Genomic DNA, 19,032 nt, shown 5'->3' on the forward strand with positions numbered 1-19,032 from the left:
CCATAAGAGAAACAGCAAACCCCGTCCCGATGAAAACCATGTGAGGGGCATCGATAAAGGCTCCGCATCATATAGCGCCCTTCACGCGCCCCCTTGGTGCGAGATCATTTTTTGATCAGATGAAATAAAATGATCTCGCGCCAAGGGAGCATAAAAAAACCCCGGCATGGGCCGGGGTTCTCATCTGATGACTCGCGCCCGCTGGCGCCAGTGCTTATACCGCTTGCTGCAGGATCACCTCGTCCGCCTTCTTGGTGTAGGAGGCGATCTCGTTGAAGTTCAGGTAGCGATAGGTGTCCGCCGCGGTGGCGTCCAGGGACTTGGCGTACTGCAGGTACTCGTCCACGCTCGGGATCTTGCCGGTGATGGCGGCAACGGCAGCCAGCTCGGCAGAGGCCAGATAGACGTTGGCGCCCTTGCCCAGACGGTTCGGGAAGTTACGGGTGGAGGTGGAGACCACCGAGGCCCCTTCCGCAACCCGCGCCTGGTTGCCCATGCACAGGGAGCAGCCCGGGATCTCGATGCGGGCACCGACCCGGCCGAAGATGCCGTAGTAACCCTCTTCGGTCAGCTGATCCTTGTCCATCTTGGTAGGCGGCGCTATCCACATGCGGGTCGGTAGCTCGCCCTGGTATTTCTCCAGCAGCTTGCCGGCGGCACGGAAGTGGCCGATGTTGGTCATGCAGGAACCGATGAACACCTCATCGATCTTGTCACCGGCGACCGTGCTCAGCAGACGGGCATCGTCCGGATCGTTCGGCGCACACAGGATGGGCTCCTTGATGGTGGCGAGATCGATCTCGATGATTTCGGCGTACTCGGCATCCTTATCTGCTTCCATCAATACCGGGTTCGCCAGCCACTCTTCCATCCCCTTGATACGGCGGGTGATGGTGCGCACGTCGCCATAGCCTTCAGACAGCATCCATTTGAGCATCACGATGTTGGACTTCAGATACTCGATGATCGGCTCTTTATCCAGCTTGATGGTGCAACCGGCGGCGGAGCGCTCGGCGCTGGCATCGGCCAGTTCGAATGCCTGCTCCACCTTCAGGGTCGGCAGACCTTCGATCTCGAGGATGCGGCCGGAGAAGATGTTCTTCTTGCCCGCTTTCTCGACGGTCAGCAGACCGCGCTGGATGGCGGCGTAGGGAATGGCATGGACCAGATCCCGCAGGGTGATGCCGGGTTGCAGCTCACCCTTGAAACGCACCAGCACGGATTCCGGCATGTCCAGCGGCATCACGCCGGTGGCGGCGGCGAAGGCCACCAGGCCAGAGCCCGCCGGGAAGGAGATCCCGATGGGGAAACGGGTGTGGGAGTCACCACCGGTACCCACGGTATCCGGCAGCAGCATCCGGTTCAGCCAGGAGTGGATGACGCCGTCGCCCGGACGCAGGGAGACGCCGCCGCGGTTCATGATGAAGTCCGGCAGGGTGTGGTGGGTCTGCACGTCGATGGGCTTGGGATAGGCCGCGGTGTGGCAGAAGGACTGCATGGTCAGATCGGCGGAGAAGCCGAGGCAGGCCAGGTCTTTCAACTCATCGCGGGTCATCGGGCCCGTGGTGTCCTGGGAGCCGACCGTGGTCATCTTGGGCTCGCAGTAGGTGCCTGGACGGATGCCCTGCACGCCACACGCCTTGCCGACCATCTTCTGGGCCAGGGTGAAGCCCTTGCCGGTATCGGCCACCGGCTGCGGGCGACGGAACACGGTGGAGAACGGCAGACTCAGCGCTTCACGCGCCTTGTCGGTCAGGCCGCGGCCGATGATGAGCGGAATGCGGCCACCGGCGCGCACTTCGTCGATCAGCACTTCGGTTTTCAGTTCGAACTGGGCCAGCACCTCGTCGGTGCCGTGACGCTTGATCTTGCCATCAAAGGGGAAGATGTCGATCACGTCGCCCATCTCCAGTTTGGAGACATCCACCTCGATGGGCAGGGCGCCGGCATCTTCCATGGTGTTGAAGAAGATGGGGGCAATCTTGCCGCCGAGGCAGACACCACCGGCGCGCTTGTTCGGCACATGGGGGATGTCATCACCCATGAACCAGAGCACGGAGTTGGTGGCAGACTTGCGGGAAGAACCGGTACCGACCACGTCACCGACATAGGCCAGGGGGAAGCCGCTCTGCTTGAGTTCTTCGATGGCCTTGATGGGGCCGATGACGCCGTCCTTGTCCGGGGTGATGCCGGGGCGGGCGTTCTTCAACATGGCCAAGGCATGCAGCGGAATGTCGGGACGGGACCAGGCATCCGGTGCCGGTGACAGATCGTCGGTGTTGGTCTCGCCGGTCACCTTGAACACAGTGACGGTGATCTTCTCGGCCAGGGCCGGGCGATTGAGGAACCACTCGGCATCGGCCCAGGATTGCAGCACCTGCTTGGCGTGGGCGTTGCCCGCCTTGGCCTTCTCTTCCACGTCGTGGAAGGAGTCGAACATCAGCAGGGTGTGGGAGAGGCCCTTGGCAGCAAGAGGAGCCAGTGTGGCATCGTCCAGCAGATCGATCAGCGGCTGGATGTTGTAGCCGCCCTGCATGGTACCGAGCAGTTCGACCGCTTCGGCGGCGGTCAGGATCGGGGAGTGGGCCTCACCCTTGGCAATGGCGGTGAGGAAGCCGGCTTTCACATAGGCCGCTTCATCCACGCCCGGGGGAATGCGGGAGGCCAACAGCTCTTTCAGGAAATCTTGTTCACCGGCGGGCGGGTTCTTGAGAAGCTCAACCAGGGCGGCGACTTGCTCTGCATCCAGAGGCTTGGCGACTACGCCCTCGGCGGCACGTTCTGCGACGTGTTTACGGTATGTTTCAAGCACGACTAGTTCCTCTTTGGTCTTTTTTTTGGGGCTCGCCCACGCTCGCGGCGATCGTCCTTGCGGGACACCCGTAGGGTGCCCCCCACTATATAAGTTTTAACGACTAATTAAAATCCAAAGCCTGTACGGTTATTCACCGGATCTACATAACCAACTAATGCCGTTCAATTTTTTTAAACACACAAAGCGTGCAGGCATGAAAATGTTAACAAAAAGGCATCATTACCCGTTTAATCGAAGGTAGTGCCCAATTGCAGGTAGAACATGTCATGCCCCCCCTCCGCCATGCCGTAACCGAGGAAGATGGGGCCGAGGAAGCTCTCCACCCCCACGTAGATGGAGCCAGCGGTGTAGGAGTTCTCCAGGCTGATCTTCTCGCCGCTATCCCAGACGTTACCTTGCTCGATGGATCCCCCGAGGAACAGCGGTGCCTTGAAGGCGCCGAAGTCGTTGTCCGACACCCGGTAGATATAGCGCAGACCCCCAAGCAGGCTGTAGCGCCCGCTCAGTTGGTAATGCTGGAAGCCGGACAACCGGAACAAGCCTCCCAGATCCTGCACATAAAGGGGCACCTCCTCCTTCGAGGTGGAACCGCCGCCTTCCAGCAACAGGTTGAGGCTGTGGCGGCCCCAGGACCAGGGTTTGATCAGCGCCAGATGGTAGTTGAGCCCCTCACCATGTTCAGTATCCTCACCGGTCTGCTCCAGCCGGACGTTGGTATATCCCCCCTTGAGATCCCAATAGATCCCCTCGTAGGGGAAGTAACGGCTGTCGAGGGTATCGTGTTCGAAACGCACATAGGGTCCCCAGGAGAGGGCATCGATGTCCGCATCCGCCAGGTTCTGGATATCGACGCCCCCAACCTGGCCCTCAAGGCCAAACGACAGCCGGCTCCAGGGTTGACGGTTCCAGCCGAGTGCCAGATCTACGCTGGTGAAGCTGTACTCCGAATCCAGATAGCGCAGCCCATATACATCCAAATCCTTCTGCTCGGTGAAGAAGACCCGCCGCGGGGTCTTGTCATAGGCCAGGCTCGCCTCGCCGTAGTAGGTCTGGGAGGGTTCCAGCGGTGTATAGAAGTCGGTCTTGAAGTGCTTGGCGGTGCCAAGAGACGCTTCCGTCAGCCACTCCCCACCCCAGTCATTGACGTTGGTGAGGGTGTAGGACATGCCGACGTTGTAGTTGGAATTGCTCTCGAAGTCATCGGAGAAACCGAGCTGGAAGTTGAGATATCCCGGCCCCCAGTTCTTCTCGCTGGCGTTGACCACCAGCACGTTCTCGCCACCCCGTTCTTCCACCTCATAGGTGATGCGATCGAAGGATTCCAGCGCGTAGAGACGGCGGATGCCGGCCTCCAGGCTGTCATAGGTCTGCACCTTGTCCGGCCGTACCTTCAACATGGCACGCACCGTATCGTCCGAGAGGCGGGACTTGTTGATGATCTCCACCTTGTCGATGTAGTAGGCCGGCTGGCCGCTGCGCTCGGCACGGCGACTCAGCTTCTGGTTGCGATACTCGGCATAGGCATCAGGGGAGAGAGAGAGCGTGTCCAGCTGACTGGAAGATTGCATCGCCACCGTCTCCCCAATCTTGATTCCCTCCGGCATACGGGCAAAATCGGCGATACCTATGTCGCCAAACTCCGGGCTCAGCAGCACATCCTTCGGTCCCAGCAGGGCTTTCTGCTTCTCTGTACCGACCTGGGTCATGTAGGTCGTGAGCTGGTCAATGATGGCCAGCCCGGATTTCAGCGATTCCCGGGTGCGCAGCTTGGCCCCGATATCCACCGCGATCACCACGTCGGCCCCCATGGCCTTGGCCACGTCCACCGGCATGTTGTTGACGGTACCGCCATCGGTCAGGATCCGGCCTTCCCAATCCACGGGTTTGAGAGCGCCGGGGATGGACATGGAGGCCTGCATGGCCTTGGCCAGGCTGCCGTGATCCAGCACGAAGGGGGTCACCGTCTCCATGTCGGTAGCCATGGCGCGATAGGGGATGGGCAGATTGTCGAAGCTCTTCTGCACTGGCAGGTTGGAGGTGGCGTGGCGCAACAGGCTGGCCATGGACTGCCCCTGGAAGAAGCCGTCGGGCAGCTGGGTCTGATCCCCGTTGATGCCGATGTCGGTGCGCAGCTGGTATTTCTCGCTCTGCTGCTTCTTGCGCAATGAGAGTTCGTTGCGGCCAACCTTGTCCTGATAGCCCTTGTTCCAGTCGATGGCGAGGGTCATTCGCTCCACCTCTTCGGCGCTGAGCCCCATGGCGTACATGCCCGCCACATAGGCCCCCATGCTGGTCCCCACCACGATGTCGACCGGGATCCGCTTCTCCTCCAGCACCTTGAGCACCCCGATATGGGCTGCCCCCTTGGCACCGCCGCCACTGAGCACCAGCGCCACCTTTGGCCTCTCCCCCCTGGCGCCGCCATGTTGCTTGGCCGGGTCAGGGCTCTGGGCTGCCACCATGAGAGGGGCGGCAGTCAGCAAGAGCATTAGCAGGTGGGTCCATCCCAGAGGAAAGATGCGCATATGAGTGTCCATGGTTCCAGTGCGAGCCGAGTGAGCCGCGATGCTCACCGTCAGATGAGGAACTGTAACCGTAACTGACTGTGCTGGCGAGATTTCATCTGGCTGCGGTCGGTGGCAAACAGGCAGAACTGGCGCCAAACCAGTCCCGACCTGCTGTGAGCGCAAACGTTAATCGGCAATAAACGCCATCGACGGCTCAAGGGGAGGTATTACCGGCCGCTAATATGTACTCACCCCAGATCCACACTCCCGAGTCACCCTATGTTTGCAAGCCTGACACTCAAGCAGAAAATTCTGGCCACCGTCATCCTGGCCGTGGCGCTCTCCTGTCTCCTGGTTGGCTATTTCAGCCAGCGCTCTGCCCAGCAGCTGATCGAGACCCGCATGTTCGAGCAGGAACTGCCGAACCTGACCCAGCGTATCGGCAAGGAGATCGAGAAAGATCTGACCTCGGTCGCCGGGGCCGCCAAGCAGCTGGCCAACGATCGCTTCGTGCTGGACTGGGTGGAACGCGGCATGCCCAAGGAGCAGGAGCCCATCCTCATCGCGCAGTTGAAAGACATGACGGCCCAATACGGCCTGGTCACCGCCTCTTTCGCCGACCGGCAGAGCGCCGCCTACTACAACCAGGATGGTTTCCTGCGCGTGCTGAACCATGAGCAGGACAACTGGTTCTACGACTACACCAAGAGCCAGCAGGATCTGATGCTCAGCATCTTCCGCGAGGCCAACGGCGAGGTGAAACTGTTCGTCAACTTCCAGCAACTGAACGGTCGCGGCCTGGCGGGGCTCGCCAAGTCCCTCGACAGCATGGTGAGCATGCTCGCCAACTTCCGCATCGGTGACAGCGGCTTCGTCTTCATGACCGACGGCAGCGGCAAGGTGAAACTGCACCCTGACGCGGCCCGCATCGATCGCGACAGTCTGACCCAGCTGGCCGGTCCCGATGCTGGCAGCCTGCTGACCAAGCAGCCCTTCTCCGCCACGCACGCCGAGGTGGATGGTCAGGCCGTGGTGCTCGCCACCAGCTATATCCCGCTGCTCGACTGGTATCTGGTGGCTCAGGTGCCGGAGGCGGAAGTCTATGCCGAGCTGAACGAGGCGCGCCTGCACATCCTGCTGGTGAGCCTGGTCATCGCCGTCGGCATGGGGCTGCTCGGGGTGCTGCTGGCGGGTTCCGTCAGCCGCCCGCTCAACGAGCTGGCACGCCTGTTCCGGGCGCTCGGCAGCGGTGACGGCGATCTGACCCAGCGCCTCAAGGTGGAAGGTCGCGACGAGCTCGCCCAGGTCGCCACCGGTTTCAACAACTTCGTGGCCAAGATCCACGGTTCCATCGAACAGGTGGCCAACAACTCCCGCCAGCTGGCCCTCACCGCCAACGAGGTGGCCGCCAAGGCCCAGCTGACCCAGCACAACTGCACCGCCCAGCGGGATCGTACCGTACAGGTCGCCACCGCCATCCACGAGATGGGGGCAACCGTGGGCGAGATCGCCGGCAATGCCTCACTGGCCGCCGACGTGGCCAAGCAGGCCAACGAACAGGCGGATGCGGGCGCCGTGGTGGTGGCCCAGGCCCGTCATGGCATCGTCGGATTGTCGGACGAGATCGAGCAGGTCGCCGGCGTCATCGAGTCTCTGGCCAGCCAGACCGATTCCATCGGCAGCATTCTCGACACCATTCGCAGCATCTCGGAACAGACCAACCTGCTGGCCCTCAACGCCGCCATCGAGGCCGCCCGGGCCGGTGAGCAGGGCCGCGGCTTCGCCGTGGTCGCCGACGAGGTGCGCAACCTCGCCAGCCGCTCCGCCGCCTCCACCGCCGAGATCCAGACCATGATCAACAGCCTGCAGGAGCAGAGCGCCCGCGCCGTCAGCGCCATGGCCCAGGGCCGCAACCAGAGCCAGGCCGTGGTCAACCAGGCCGATGAGGCCAATGCGGCACTCGGCCAGATCACCGGTCACATCACCCAGATCAGCGACATGAACATCCAGGTCGCCACCGCCACCGAGGAGCAATCCAGCGTGGTGGGCGAGATCAACCGCAACGTCGAGGACATCAACCAGCTGACCATGGAGACCGCCGACATTGCCCACCAGCTGACGGCGTCCAGCCGCAGCCTGCAGCAACTCTCCGGCGAGCTCGACAAGCTGGTCGGCAACTTCAGGTTGTGATCACCAAGGGCGCTGCGGCGCCCTTGTTTTACCGGGTCGGCATGGAGTGCCGGCCCGCTCATGACAACGATTGTCATGACAAGCCGCTAGATTAGCGACACAGCAACGAACCAAGGAGTCAACATGCTGGCTGGCAAACTCACCATCAAAAACCAACTCATCCTGGCGGTCACCGTGCCCTGCCTCGCCCTGCTGCTGGTTGGCGCGGCCAGCCTGCGCAGCATGGGACACATCAAGCAACAGGCCGACGAGTTGTTCCAGAATACCGCAACCCCCATGCGGGCCATGGCGGAAGTGGCCTCCCGCATTCCACGCATGCGGGTCGGCATCGACATGATGCTGCTGCAGGACACCTCGCTGCGGGACGAGAAGGGGGTGATGACCCGGGTCAAGGAGACCCGTGAGGAAGATATTCCCGAGATGCGTCAAGCCATGGAGCAGGCGGTCAATGCCCAGGTAGACCCCGCCGCCCGCGCCGAGGCGCAGACCCTGCTCGATCAGTTCACCGCCATGGAGCGCGACGAGCTGACCCCCATGCTGCAAGCGTTGTCGGACAACCGGATGGATGAGGCCCGCGCCCTCTATCGGGATCGCTACAGCCTGAGCTATGGGGTCATGCGCAAAGGGGCCAATGCCCTGCTCGACGGCTTGATCCAGCAGGCCCAGCAACGCAACGAGCTGAGCGAGCGCAGCTATGGCAGCGGTCGCAACCAGATGATCGCCATCATAGTCGCCGCCCTCGCCATCTCCCTGCTCGTCTCGGTCCTCATTCTGATCGGGCTGCGCAACCGTGTTTCCTTCTTGCAGCAGCACATCGGGGATGTGGCCCGTCACCTGGCGCTGGACAGCAGTGCCAGCCTCAGCGGCAAGGACGAGCTGGCCGAGATAGGCCGCAGCTTCAACCAGTTTGTGGCCCGCATCCACGGTGCCATCGAACAGGTCGCCAACAACTCCCGCGAGGTCGCCGCCACCGCCAACGACCTCGCCGCCAAGGCCCAGCTGACCCAGCACAACTGTACCGCCCAGCGGGATCGCACCGTGCAGGTCGCCACCGCCATCCACGAGATGGGAGCCACGGTGACCGAGATCGCCGGCAACGCCTCGCTGGCCGCCGACGTGGCCAAGCAGGCCAACGAGCAGGCCGATGCGGGCGCCCTGGTGGTGGCTCAGGCCCGTCACGGCGTCGTCGGCCTCTCCACCGAGATCGAGCAGGTTGCCGGCGTCATCGAGTCTCTGGCCAGCCAGACCGACTCCATCGGCAGCATTCTCGACACCATTCGCAGCATCTCGGAGCAGACCAACCTGCTGGCCCTCAACGCCGCCATCGAGGCCGCCCGGGCCGGTGAGCAGGGCCGCGGCTTCGCCGTGGTCGCCGACGAGGTGCGCAACCTCGCCAGCCGCTCCGCCGCCTCCACCGCCGAAATCCAGACCATGATCAACAGCCTGCAGGAGCAGAGCGCCCGCGCCGTCAGCGCCATGGCCCAGGGCCGCAACCAGAGCCAGGCCGTAGTCAGCCAGGCCGACGAGGCCAATGCGGCGCTCGGCCAGATCACCGGTCACATCACCCAGATCAGCGACATGAACATCCAGGTCGCCACCGCCACCGAGGAGCAATCCAGCGTGGTGGGCGAGCTCAATCGCAACGTGGAGGACATCAACCAGCTGACCATGGAGACCGCCGACATCGCCCACCAGCTGACGGCGTCCAGCCGCAGCCTGCAACAGCTCGCCGGCGAGCTCGACAAGCTGGTCGGCAACTTCCGGCTGTAAGCTCTAGTGAGATGCAACAAGGGGACGCGATGCGTCCCCTTGTTGTTTGGTGGCAATCCAGAGGGCAGCGGTTCGTCAGCCCCCCTTCTTGCGGTCATACATCTGCTTGTCCGCCCGCTGCAACAGTGACTCGAGATCCGCCGGCTGGGCGGGATCATAATGGGCAACCCCGGTGGAACATTGCAGCCGGTAGGGCTTTCCTGCCTCCCGGTTGAACGTCGCCAGCGCCGCCTCGAAACGGGTCAATACCCGGGTCACCAGCTCGGGGCCTATGCCCGGCAGCAAGACCACGAACTCGTCCCCGCCGAGGCGGGCGAAGATATCCGCGTTGCGAAACACCCGGGAGAGCAGGAGCGCCATCTCGCGCAGGGCGTCGTCCCCCACCTCGTGCCCCAGGCTGTCGTTGATCTCCTTGAAGCGATTGAGATCGAGAAACAAGAGGCTCGCCTCCCGCCCCTGTCGATGGGAGAGTTGCAGGCACTTCTGTCCCAGCATGATGAAGCCACGGCGATTGGTGATGCCGGTCAGCTCGTCCAGGATCGCCAGCTGGATGGCGGCGAGTTCGTGTTCCACCATGCCGGCCAGGTCGGTCAACAGCGACAGCTGACGCTCATCCAGCTGACGTGGCGTGCGATCGATGAGACAGAGGGTCCCCACCTTGTAGCCACCGGCGATATGCAGGGGGCAACCGGCATAGAAACGGATATGGGGCGCCCCCAGCACCAGGGGATTGTCGGCAAAACGCTCGTCCAGCGTCGCATCTTCCACGACGAAGACCCCCTCCCCCAGGATGGTATGACCACAGAAGGAGATATCCCGCTGGGTCTCCCGCGCCTCCAGGCCGCAACGGGACTTGAACCACTGCCGCTCCTCATCCACCAGGGAGATGAGCGAGATGGGCACCTCGAACATGTTGCGTGCCATTCGGGTAATGCGATCGAACCTCTCCTCGGCGGAAGTATCGAGAATGGCGAGGCGGCGCAGGCCATCGAGGCGTTGGCGTTCGTGTTCCGGGATGGGCGGGATCTGCATGGCGTTGTCGGTGGTTGATAGGCGGGGCCTCAGCATAGCAAATAGCCTCAAACAAATCTCTTTCAACCTTGAAAAACAAAAAAGCCGCTCCTGGGAGCGGCTTTTGTCGGGCAGGAAGAAGCTTATTTCTTCTTCTTGGCCTTGGCGTTCGGCAGGTCGGTGATGGAGCCTTCGAACACTTCGGCGGCCAGACCCACGGACTCGTGCAGAGTCGGGTGAGCGTGGATGGTCAGCGCGATGTCTTCGGCGTCGGCACCCATCTCGATGGCCAGGCCGATTTCACCCAGCAGTTCACCACCGTTGGTGCCCACGATGGCACCACCGATGACGCGGCCGCTCTCCTTGTCGAAGATCAGCTTGGTCATGCCGTCGGCGCAGTCGGAAGCGATGGCACGGCCGGAAGCAGCCCAGGGGAAGGTGGCGACTTCGAAGTTCAGGCCCTGTTGCTTGGCTTCCTTCTCGGTCAGACCGACCCAAGCCATCTCTGGCTCGGTGTAGGCGATGGACGGGATCACTTTCGGGTCGAAGTAGTGCTTCTTGCCGGCGATGACTTCGGCCGCCACGTGGCCTTCGTGCACACCCTTGTGAGCCAGCATCGGCTGGCCGACGATGTCACCGATGGCGTGGATGTGAGCCACGTTGGTACGCAGCTGCTTGTCCACCTCGATGAAACCGCGTTCGGTCACGGTGACGCCAGCCTTCTCTGCATCCAGCATCTTGCCGTTCGGTACACGGCCCACGGCGACCAGCACGTTGTCGTAACGTACCGGCTCGGCCGGCGCGTGCTTGCCTTCGTAGGAGACGTACAGGCCGTCTTCACGGGCTTCAACGGCGGTGACCTTGGTCTCCAGCATGATGTTGAATTTCTTGGCAACGCGCTTGGTGTAGATCTTGACGATGTCTTTGTCCGCAGCCGGTACCAGCTGATCGGCAAATTCTACCACGTCGATCTCGGAACCCAGGGAGGAGTACACGGTACCCATCTCCAGGCCGATGATGCCACCACCGATGACCAGCAGCTTGCCCGGTACGGTCGTCAGTTCCAGCGCATCGGTAGAGTCCCATACGCGCGGATCTTCATGGGGGATGAAGGGCAGCTTCACCGGGCGGGAACCCGCGGCGATGATGGCGTTGTCGAAGGTCACGGTCGTCTTGCCGTCGGCACCTTCCACTTCCAGGGTATTCGGGCCGGTGAACTTGCCGAAGCCGTTCACAACCTGCACCTTACGCATCTTGGCCATGCCGGCCAGACCGCCGGTCAGCTGGTTGATGACCTTCTCTTTCCACAGACGCACCTTGTCGATGTCGGTCTGCGGGGCACCGAAGACGATACCGTGCTCGGCCAGCGCCTTGGCTTCTTCGATCACTTTGGCAACGTGCAGCAGCGCCTTGGACGGGATGCAACCCACGTTCAGGCAGACGCCACCCAGGGTGGAGTAACGCTCGACGATAATGGTATCCAGACCCAGATCGGCGGCGCGGAAAGCAGCGGAATAACCGGCAGGGCCAGCACCCAGTACTACGACCTGGGTTTTGATTTCTTTACTCATCATGACCTCTTTGTCGTTCTTATATCCCCGGACAGCACAGTCTTATGCCAGACAAGGCGGCTGCAGCCGTGAAAAAAACGGGGCAAGTTTACAATCCTGTTAATGAAATGAGAAGCAGAAAGGGTGGGCTTTGGGCCCACCCTCTCACTTACAGGACCAGTCGACGAATGTCGGACAGCACACCACTCAGGGTGGTGATGAAGCGCGCACCGTCGGCACCGTCGATGACACGGTGGTCATAGCTCAGGGCCAGCGGCAACATCAGGCGCGGTTCAAACTCCTTGCCGTTCCACTTCGGTTTGAAGTCGGACTTGGAGACGCCCAGGATGGCCACTTCCGGCGCATTGACGATCGGGGTAAAGCTGGTACCACCGATGCCGCCAAGGCTGGAGATGGTGAAGCAACCACCCTGCATGTCGGCGGCGGTCAACTTGCCGGCACGCGCCTTCTTGGAGATCTCGGCCAGATCGCGGGACAACTCGAAGATACCCTTCTTGTTGACGTCGCGAACCACCGGTACCACCAGGCCCCCCGGAGTGTCTACCGCCACACCGATGTGGATGTACTTCTTCATGATGAGCTTGGTGCCGTCTTCGGACAGGGCGCTGCAGAAGCGTGGGTGCGCTTCCAGGGCCTTGGCGGCAGCCTTCAGGATGAACACCAGCGGGGTGATCTTCACGTCCAGCTTCTGCTTCTCGGCCAGGATGTTCTGCTCTTTGCGGAACGCTTCCAGCTCGGTGGTATCGGCTTCGTCGAACTGGGTGACGTGCGGGATCATGGCCCAGTTGCGATGCAGGGCAGGACCGGAGATCTTCTGGATCCGGGTCAGTTCCAGCTCTTCGACCGGGCCGAACTTGCTGAAGTCCACCTTCGGCCACGGCAGAACGCTCATGCCGTTGCCAGTGCCTTGACCTGCAGCCGGTGCGGACTCGGCGCGCTTGACCGCATCCTTCACATAGGCCTGCACGTCTTCTTTGACGATGCGACCCTTGCGGCCGGAGGCTTTCACCTTGGCCAGGTTGACGCCGAACTCACGGGCCAGACGGCGCACGGCCGGAGAGGCGTGGACGTAGGCATCGTTGGCAACGAAGTCAGAAGCGGCAGCAGGCGCGGCGGCCTGGGCAACCGGGGCAGCAGCCACAGGAGCGGCGGCAACCGGTGCAGGAGCGGCAGCCTGGGCAACCGGCGCGGCAGCAGCAGGAGCGGCGCCAGCCACTTCGAATACCATGATCAGGGAACCGGTGGAGACCTTGTCACCCGCCTTCACCTTGATCTCTTTGACCACACCGGCGAACGGCGCAGGCACTTCCATGGAAGCCTTGTCACCTTCCACGGCGATCAGGGACTGGTCGGCTTCGACCTTGTCACCCACGGCGACCATGATCTCGGTGACTTCCACTTCGTCACCACCGATGTCCGGTACGTTGACCTCTTTGGCGGCGGCAACGGCAGGGGCAGCAGCCACGGGCGCGGCGGCCTGAACCGGTGCAGCGACGGCGGCAGGCGCGGCGCCAGCCACTTCGAATACCATCACCAGGGAACCGGTGGAGACCTTGGCGCCAGCGGCAACCTTGATCTCGACCACGCGGCCCGCGAACGGTGCCGGCACTTCCATGGAGGCCTTGTCACCTTCCACGGCGATGATGGACTGGTCGGCTTCGACCATGTCGCCCACGGCGACCATGATTTCAGTCACGTCCACTTCGTCGTCACCGATGTCCGGCACGTGCACGTCTTTGCGGGCAGCGGCAGCGGGTGCGGCGGCCGGGGCGGCGGCAGCAACCGGGGCAGCAGCCGGAGCCGGGGCAGCCGCGGCGGCGCCTTCGGCTTCGAAGATCATGATCTGGGAACCGGTGGCAACCTTGTCGCCCACCTTGATCAGGATCTCTTTGACGATACCGGCGGCAGGGGCCGGTACTTCCATGGAGGCTTTGTCACCTTCCACGGCGATCAGGGACTGGTCCAGTTCGACCTTGTCACCCACGGCGACCATGATTTCGGTCACTTCCACTTCATCGGCACCGATATCCGGCACCATAATCTGTTTGGACATTGTGCTTTATCCTCTTACGCGTCTGTCGCGTTAACCTATGCAAGGGCCCATTTGGCCTATAAACCACTACCAAACCGGGTAATTGCCATTGCTTCTACTGTCACCAAAACTGGCAAGAAGCCGCCCGGCGCAATGCCGGACGGCTCCTCCGTTCTCTTAGGCGTGCAGCGGGTTAACCTTGTCGGCATCGATGCCGTATTTCTTGATCGCGTCGGCCACGACCTGCTTGTCGATCTCGCCACGCTTGGCCAGTTCGGTCAGGGCAGCCACCACTACGTAGAACTCGTTCACTTCGAAGTGACGACGCAGGTTGGCACGGCTGTCGGAACGACCGTAACCATCGGTACCCAGTACACGGTAGTTCTCGGTCGGTACGAAGGCACGCACCTGATCGGCGAAGGACTTCATGTAGTCGGTCGCGGCGATGGTGGTGTCGGTGCCCAGCACCTGTGCGATGTAAGGTACACGCGCTTCGGCAGTCGGGTGCAGCATGTTCCAGCGATCCGCGTCCTGACCGTCACGGGCCAGTTCGTTGAAGGAGGTGACGCTGAACACGTCGGAACCCACGCCGTACTCGGTGGCCAGGATCTGGGCGGCGGTGCGCACGTGACCCAGGATGGAGCCACAACCCAGCAGCTGTACCTTGGCCTTGTTGCCAGCCACGGTTTCCAGCTTGTAGATACCCTTGCGGATGCCTTCCTCGGCGCCTTCCGGCATGGCCGGCATGGCATAGTTCTCGTTCAGGGTGGTGATGTAGTAGAAGACGTTCTCCGGCTTCTCACCGTACATGCGACGCAGACCGTCCTGCATGATCACCGCGACTTCATAGGCGTAGGACGGATCGTAGGAGATGCAGTTCGGGATGGTGCCGGCCAGGATGTGGCTGTGACCATCTTCGTGCTGCAGACCTTCGCCGTTCAGGGTAGTACGACCGGAGGTCGCACCCAGCAGGAAGCCACGGGCTTGCTGGTCACCAGCTGCCCACGCCATATCGCCGATCCGCTGGAAGCCGAACATGGAGTAGTAGATGTAGAACGGGATCATCGGGCAATCGTTGGTGCTGTAAGAGGTCGCAGCAGCCAGCCAGGAGGACATGGCGCCCAGCTCGTTGATGCCGTCTTGCAGAACCTGACCCTGCTTGTCTTCCTTGTAGTAGGAGACGATGTCACGGTCTTGCGGGGTGTACTGCTGACCGTGCGGGCTGTAGATGCCGATCTGGCGGAACAGACCTTCCATCCCGAAGGTACGGGCTTCGTCAGCCAGGATCGGAACGATGCGCTTGCCGATGGACTTGTCTTTGAGCAGCACATTCAGGGAACGCACGAACGCCATGGTGGTGGAGATCTCGCGTGCCTGTTCACCCAGCAGCGGGCCGAAAGCGTCCAGTGCCGGGATGTCCAGCTTGGTGGTGCTCTCGCGCAGACGGGTCGGTACGTAGCCCTTCAGGGCGGTGCGACGGGCGTGCAGGTACTTGTGCTCTTCGGTACCCTCTTCGATCTTCAGGTACGGCAGCTTTTCCAGTTGCTCGTCGGTGACCGGCAGGTTGAAGCGGTCACGCAGGTGACGCACGGAGCCCAGATCCATCTTCTTGACCTGGTGAGCGATGTTCTTGCCTTCGGCCGCTTCGCCCATGCCATAGCCCTTGATGGTCTTGGCCAGGATGACGGTCGGCTTGCCCTTGGTCGCTGCGGCCTTGGAGAAGGCGGCGAACAGTTTACGGGGGTCGTGACCACCGCGGTTCAGGGCGAAGATCTCCTCGTCGGTCATGTCTTTGACCAGCGCGGCGGTTTCCGGGTAACGGTTGAAGAAGTGCTCACGGACATAAGCACCGTCGCGGGACTTCATGGTCTGATAGTCGCCGTCCACGGTCTCGTTCATCAGCTGGATCAGCTTGCCGGACGTGTCTTTCTTCAGCAGCTCATCCCACTTGCGACCCCAGATGACCTTGGTGACATCCCAGCCAGCGCCGGAGAACAGGCCTTCCAGCTCGTTGATGACCTTGCCGTTACCGACAACAGGACCGTCCAGACGCTGCAGGTTGCAGTTGACCACGAATACCAGGTTGTCGAGCTTTTCGCGCACGGCAACGGTCAGAGCACCCTTGGCTTCCGGCTCGTCCATCTCGCCGTCACCCAGGAAGGCGTAAACGGTCTGCTCGGAGCAATCCTTGATGCCACGGTCGGTCAGGTACTTCAGGAAGCGAGCCTGATAGATGGCGGCGATGGGGCCCAGACCCATGGAAACGGTCGGGAACTGCCAGAAGTCCGGCATCAGTTTCGGGTGCGGATAGGAAGGGATACCCTTGCCGTCCACTTCCTGACGGAAGTTGTCCAGCTGCTCTTCGGTCAGACGACCTTCGGCAAATGCACGGGCGTAGATGCCCGGGGAGATGTGACCCTGGAAGTAGACCAGATCGCCACCGTCCTTCTCGCTGCGAGCGCGGAAGAAGTGGTTGTAGCAGACTTCGTAGATGGTCGCGGAAGAGGCGAAGGAAGACATGTGACCACCGAGGTCCAGGTCTTTCTTGGAGGCACGCAGCACGATCATCATGGCATTCCAGCGGATGATGGCGCGGATGCGGCGTTCCATCTCCAGGTCGCCCGGGTAAGCCGGTTCGTCGCTGGCAGGAATGGTGTTGATGTAGTCGCGATTTGCCTTTTCAGCCACGTCCACACCGCTGATGCGGGCTTTCTCGGCCAGTTGTTCAAGGATGAACTGAGCGCGTTGCGGACCCTCTTCACGCAGCAGGGATTCCAGAGAGGCAAGCCACTCCAGCGTTTCTATCGGGTCCACATCGTTCTTCAGGATATCAGACATGGCTGGTTCCTATTTGTTGTGATTGCACGGCATTGCACGGCGAAGAGCGCAAGCATTCGACAATAAAGCCTTGTGGGATTAGTTTTCCTGCTGACGGATCCGACGCATGGATCGCTGGATCCGGCTGTCTTCCCTCTGCATATCCAACAAGGTGTCCTCGATAAAGGCCAGGTGCTCATGACAAGCAGCCCTGGCCCGCTCCGGAGCCCCCGACAGGATAGCCTCGATCAGTGACGCACGATGGCGACGGATCTTGGCGACCACTCCCGGACGGCGATTCAAAATCTCATTATTTCGTAAAATGTTCTGTTCGAGCATGGGGCCCATGGCCCGCAACAGGTGTAGCAGCACCACGTTGTGGGAGGCCTCGGCCACCGCCAGATAGAACTGGGTAACGGCAGCCGATTCAGCCACCAGCGACCCTTGCTGGCCCGCCTCTTCAATGGCGGCTTGCGCCAGGCGAATGCGTTCGAAATCGGCATCCGTTCCCCGCAACGCAGCATAGTAGGCGCAGATGCCTTCCAGTGCGTGACGAAACTCCAGCAGGTCGTACTGGGCTTCCGGGTGCGTGCTGAGCAACTCGAACAGGGGATCGGCGATCCCCTTGCTCAAGGCATTCTGCACATAGGTGCCGCCCCCCTGGCGCCGATACAAGAGCCCTCTTGCCTCCAAACGCTGGATGGCTTCGCGCAGCGATGGGCGCGAAACCTGAAACTGGATGGCGAGTTCACGCTCGGGTGGCAATTTTTGCCCCGGCTGCAAACTGCCTTCCAGAATCATGCTTTCCAGCTCGGCGACGATGGCGTCGGCCAGTTTGGGCTGAGTAATCTTGATATAGGGCATGAGGCTACTTTGTTAAATTGGTATTACCAATTCTATGAATGGGGCGAAAATTAGCAGAGGGCTTGGGAAAAGTCCACCCGAAATATGATCTGCATCAAGATCTAAAGGCACCACTTTAGGGGTAAAAAAGAGGAATTATGACCTAGCTCAAAGAAAATGGTCAGACCAATATTTTCGGGGGGACTTGCAGATAACATTTAACCAACAGCATGAAAAATAGCTCACCTTGGTGGCAAGCCATTGATTTTAAAAACACAAACTAATGTTGCAAATCACTGTTCAAAATTGAGAAGCGACTTGTAACGATCCCATTCGAAACTCTCACCGGGATCGCTCTTGCGCCCTGGCGCGATGTCGCAATGACCCACGATCCGTTCAGCGGTAATTGACGGATAGTGCCGTGATATGGCCCGACTGAGCCCTACCAGCACCTCGTACTGGGCATCGCTATAGGGAGCCTCGTCCGTCCCCTCCAGCTCGATGCCGATGGAAAAGTCGTTGCAGGCCTCCCTCCCCTCCCAGCTCGACACCCCGGCGTGCCAGGCACGCGCACCAAAGGGCACGTATTGCACCAGCTCGCCGTCACGTCGGATCAGGCAGTGGGCGGAGACCTTCAACTGATGGATATCGGCAAAATAGGGGTGAGCATCGGGATCCAGCCGACCGAGGAAGAGATCGTCGATCCAGGGACCCCCAAACTGCCCGGGAGGCAGGCTGATGCCATGCACCACCAGCAGGGAGATGTCATCCGGGCTGGTCCGCTCGTTGTGATGGGGTGAGGGCACCCGACTGGCCTGCTCGCACCAACCGTCGGCATCGATAGAGAAAAGGGCTTTGGGCTGCGTCATCGTCGGCTCATTCTGACTGAGAAAAGAGATCCCATGGCAACCCGCTCCCGTCGTCTGAAACGAGAAACAAGCCTCTGAATCCATGGATGAAATTGTGTTAGGCTCAGGCATCAACTCGCACGATACCGGACCCTATATGCACCCGATGGCACGCCGGCTCTGGCTGCTGGCCTGGCTCTCCCTGCTAGGATTGCTGACCCTCTACTTCTACTCCAGTGCCAAGCCCACGGTGACCGCCAGCGGAGACCTGCTGCTCAAGGCCGATGCCAGCGGCCATTATCGTCTGGAGGGTGCCATCAACGGTCAGCCGGTGCAACTGCTGCTGGACACCGGCGCCACCCTGGTGACGATCCCGAGCCAGGTGGCCGAGCGCCTCGGCCTCATTCCCACCGGGCACAGCCGGGTCAAGACCGCCGCCGGTGAGATCCAGGTCCAGACCAGCCGGATCGAAAGCCTGGCGATGGGGCCGCTGACCTTGTACGATCTGACCGTCTTTATCAATCCGGCCACCGACGGGGAAGAGATCCTGGTGGGCATGAATGCCCTCGGCCGGCTGGAATTACGCCAAAAGGAGAGGCAGTTGCTTCTCAGACCCCTGCAGGAATAA

Annotated in this window: 11 protein-coding genes; 3 read left to right on the top strand and 8 right to left on the bottom strand. The window is 61.4% G+C overall.

What is annotated here, in order from left to right:
• Positions 1 to 214: 214 nt before the first annotated feature.
• Both acnB and ACW5W7_RS12095 read right to left on the bottom strand, forming a co-directional pair.
• Positions 215 to 2,812 (bottom strand): bifunctional aconitate hydratase 2/2-methylisocitrate dehydratase, encoded by a 2,598-nt coding sequence (gene acnB, locus ACW5W7_RS12090; RefSeq protein ID WP_456501869.1) that lies wholly within the window; start codon positions 2,810 to 2,812, stop codon positions 215 to 217.
• Between the two features lie 230 nt (positions 2,813 to 3,042).
• Positions 3,043 to 5,340, bottom strand: coding sequence for a patatin-like phospholipase family protein (locus ACW5W7_RS12095; protein WP_349920833.1), 2,298 nt, complete (start codon positions 5,338 to 5,340; stop codon positions 3,043 to 3,045).
• A 261-nt stretch (positions 5,341 to 5,601) separates the two neighbouring features.
• On the opposite strand from ACW5W7_RS12095, the gene ACW5W7_RS12100 reads away from it, so the two are divergent.
• Positions 5,602 to 7,512, top strand: a complete 1,911-nt coding sequence (locus ACW5W7_RS12100; protein ID WP_456501870.1) for a methyl-accepting chemotaxis protein — start codon at positions 5,602 to 5,604, stop codon at positions 7,510 to 7,512.
• 123 nt (positions 7,513 to 7,635) lie between these two features.
• Positions 7,636 to 9,282, top strand: a complete 1,647-nt coding sequence (locus tag ACW5W7_RS12105) for a methyl-accepting chemotaxis protein (protein ID WP_456501871.1) — start codon at positions 7,636 to 7,638, stop codon at positions 9,280 to 9,282.
• Positions 9,283 to 9,357: 75 nt separating this feature from the next.
• Here ACW5W7_RS12105 and ACW5W7_RS12110 read toward each other — a convergent pair whose 3' ends face one another.
• The 6 genes from ACW5W7_RS12110 to ampD form a co-directional block, all read right to left on the bottom strand.
• On the bottom strand, positions 9,358 to 10,314 hold the full coding sequence (locus ACW5W7_RS12110) for a diguanylate cyclase domain-containing protein (RefSeq protein WP_456501945.1): 957 nt from the start codon (positions 10,312 to 10,314) through the stop codon (positions 9,358 to 9,360).
• 122 nt (positions 10,315 to 10,436) lie between these two features.
• Positions 10,437 to 11,864: a dihydrolipoyl dehydrogenase gene (lpdA, locus tag ACW5W7_RS12115; protein WP_349920830.1), complete on the bottom strand. Its 1,428-nt coding sequence runs from the start codon at positions 11,862 to 11,864 to the stop codon at positions 10,437 to 10,439.
• Positions 11,865 to 12,012: 148 nt separating this feature from the next.
• Positions 12,013 to 13,917 carry a pyruvate dehydrogenase complex dihydrolipoyllysine-residue acetyltransferase gene (aceF, locus tag ACW5W7_RS12120; protein WP_456501872.1) on the bottom strand — a complete coding sequence of 635 codons (1,905 nt, stop codon included), beginning with the start codon at positions 13,915 to 13,917 and terminating at the stop codon, positions 12,013 to 12,015.
• 156 nt (positions 13,918 to 14,073) lie between these two features.
• Positions 14,074 to 16,734 (bottom strand): pyruvate dehydrogenase (acetyl-transferring), homodimeric type, encoded by a 2,661-nt coding sequence (aceE, locus tag ACW5W7_RS12125; protein ID WP_456501873.1) that lies wholly within the window; start codon positions 16,732 to 16,734, stop codon positions 14,074 to 14,076.
• A 78-nt stretch (positions 16,735 to 16,812) separates the two neighbouring features.
• On the bottom strand, positions 16,813 to 17,577 hold the full coding sequence (pdhR, locus tag ACW5W7_RS12130) for a pyruvate dehydrogenase complex transcriptional repressor PdhR (RefSeq protein ID WP_456501874.1): 765 nt from the start codon (positions 17,575 to 17,577) through the stop codon (positions 16,813 to 16,815).
• Positions 17,578 to 17,849: 272 nt separating this feature from the next.
• Positions 17,850 to 18,425, bottom strand: coding sequence for a 1,6-anhydro-N-acetylmuramyl-L-alanine amidase AmpD (ampD, locus tag ACW5W7_RS12135; protein WP_456501875.1), 576 nt, complete (start codon positions 18,423 to 18,425; stop codon positions 17,850 to 17,852).
• Between the two features lie 136 nt (positions 18,426 to 18,561).
• Here ampD and ACW5W7_RS12140 point away from each other — a divergent pair, with 136 nt between their 5' ends.
• Positions 18,562 to 19,032, top strand: a complete 471-nt coding sequence (locus tag ACW5W7_RS12140; protein WP_349920825.1) for a retropepsin-like aspartic protease family protein — start codon at positions 18,562 to 18,564, stop codon at positions 19,030 to 19,032.

This window comes from Aeromonas intestinalis (assembly GCF_054052485.1).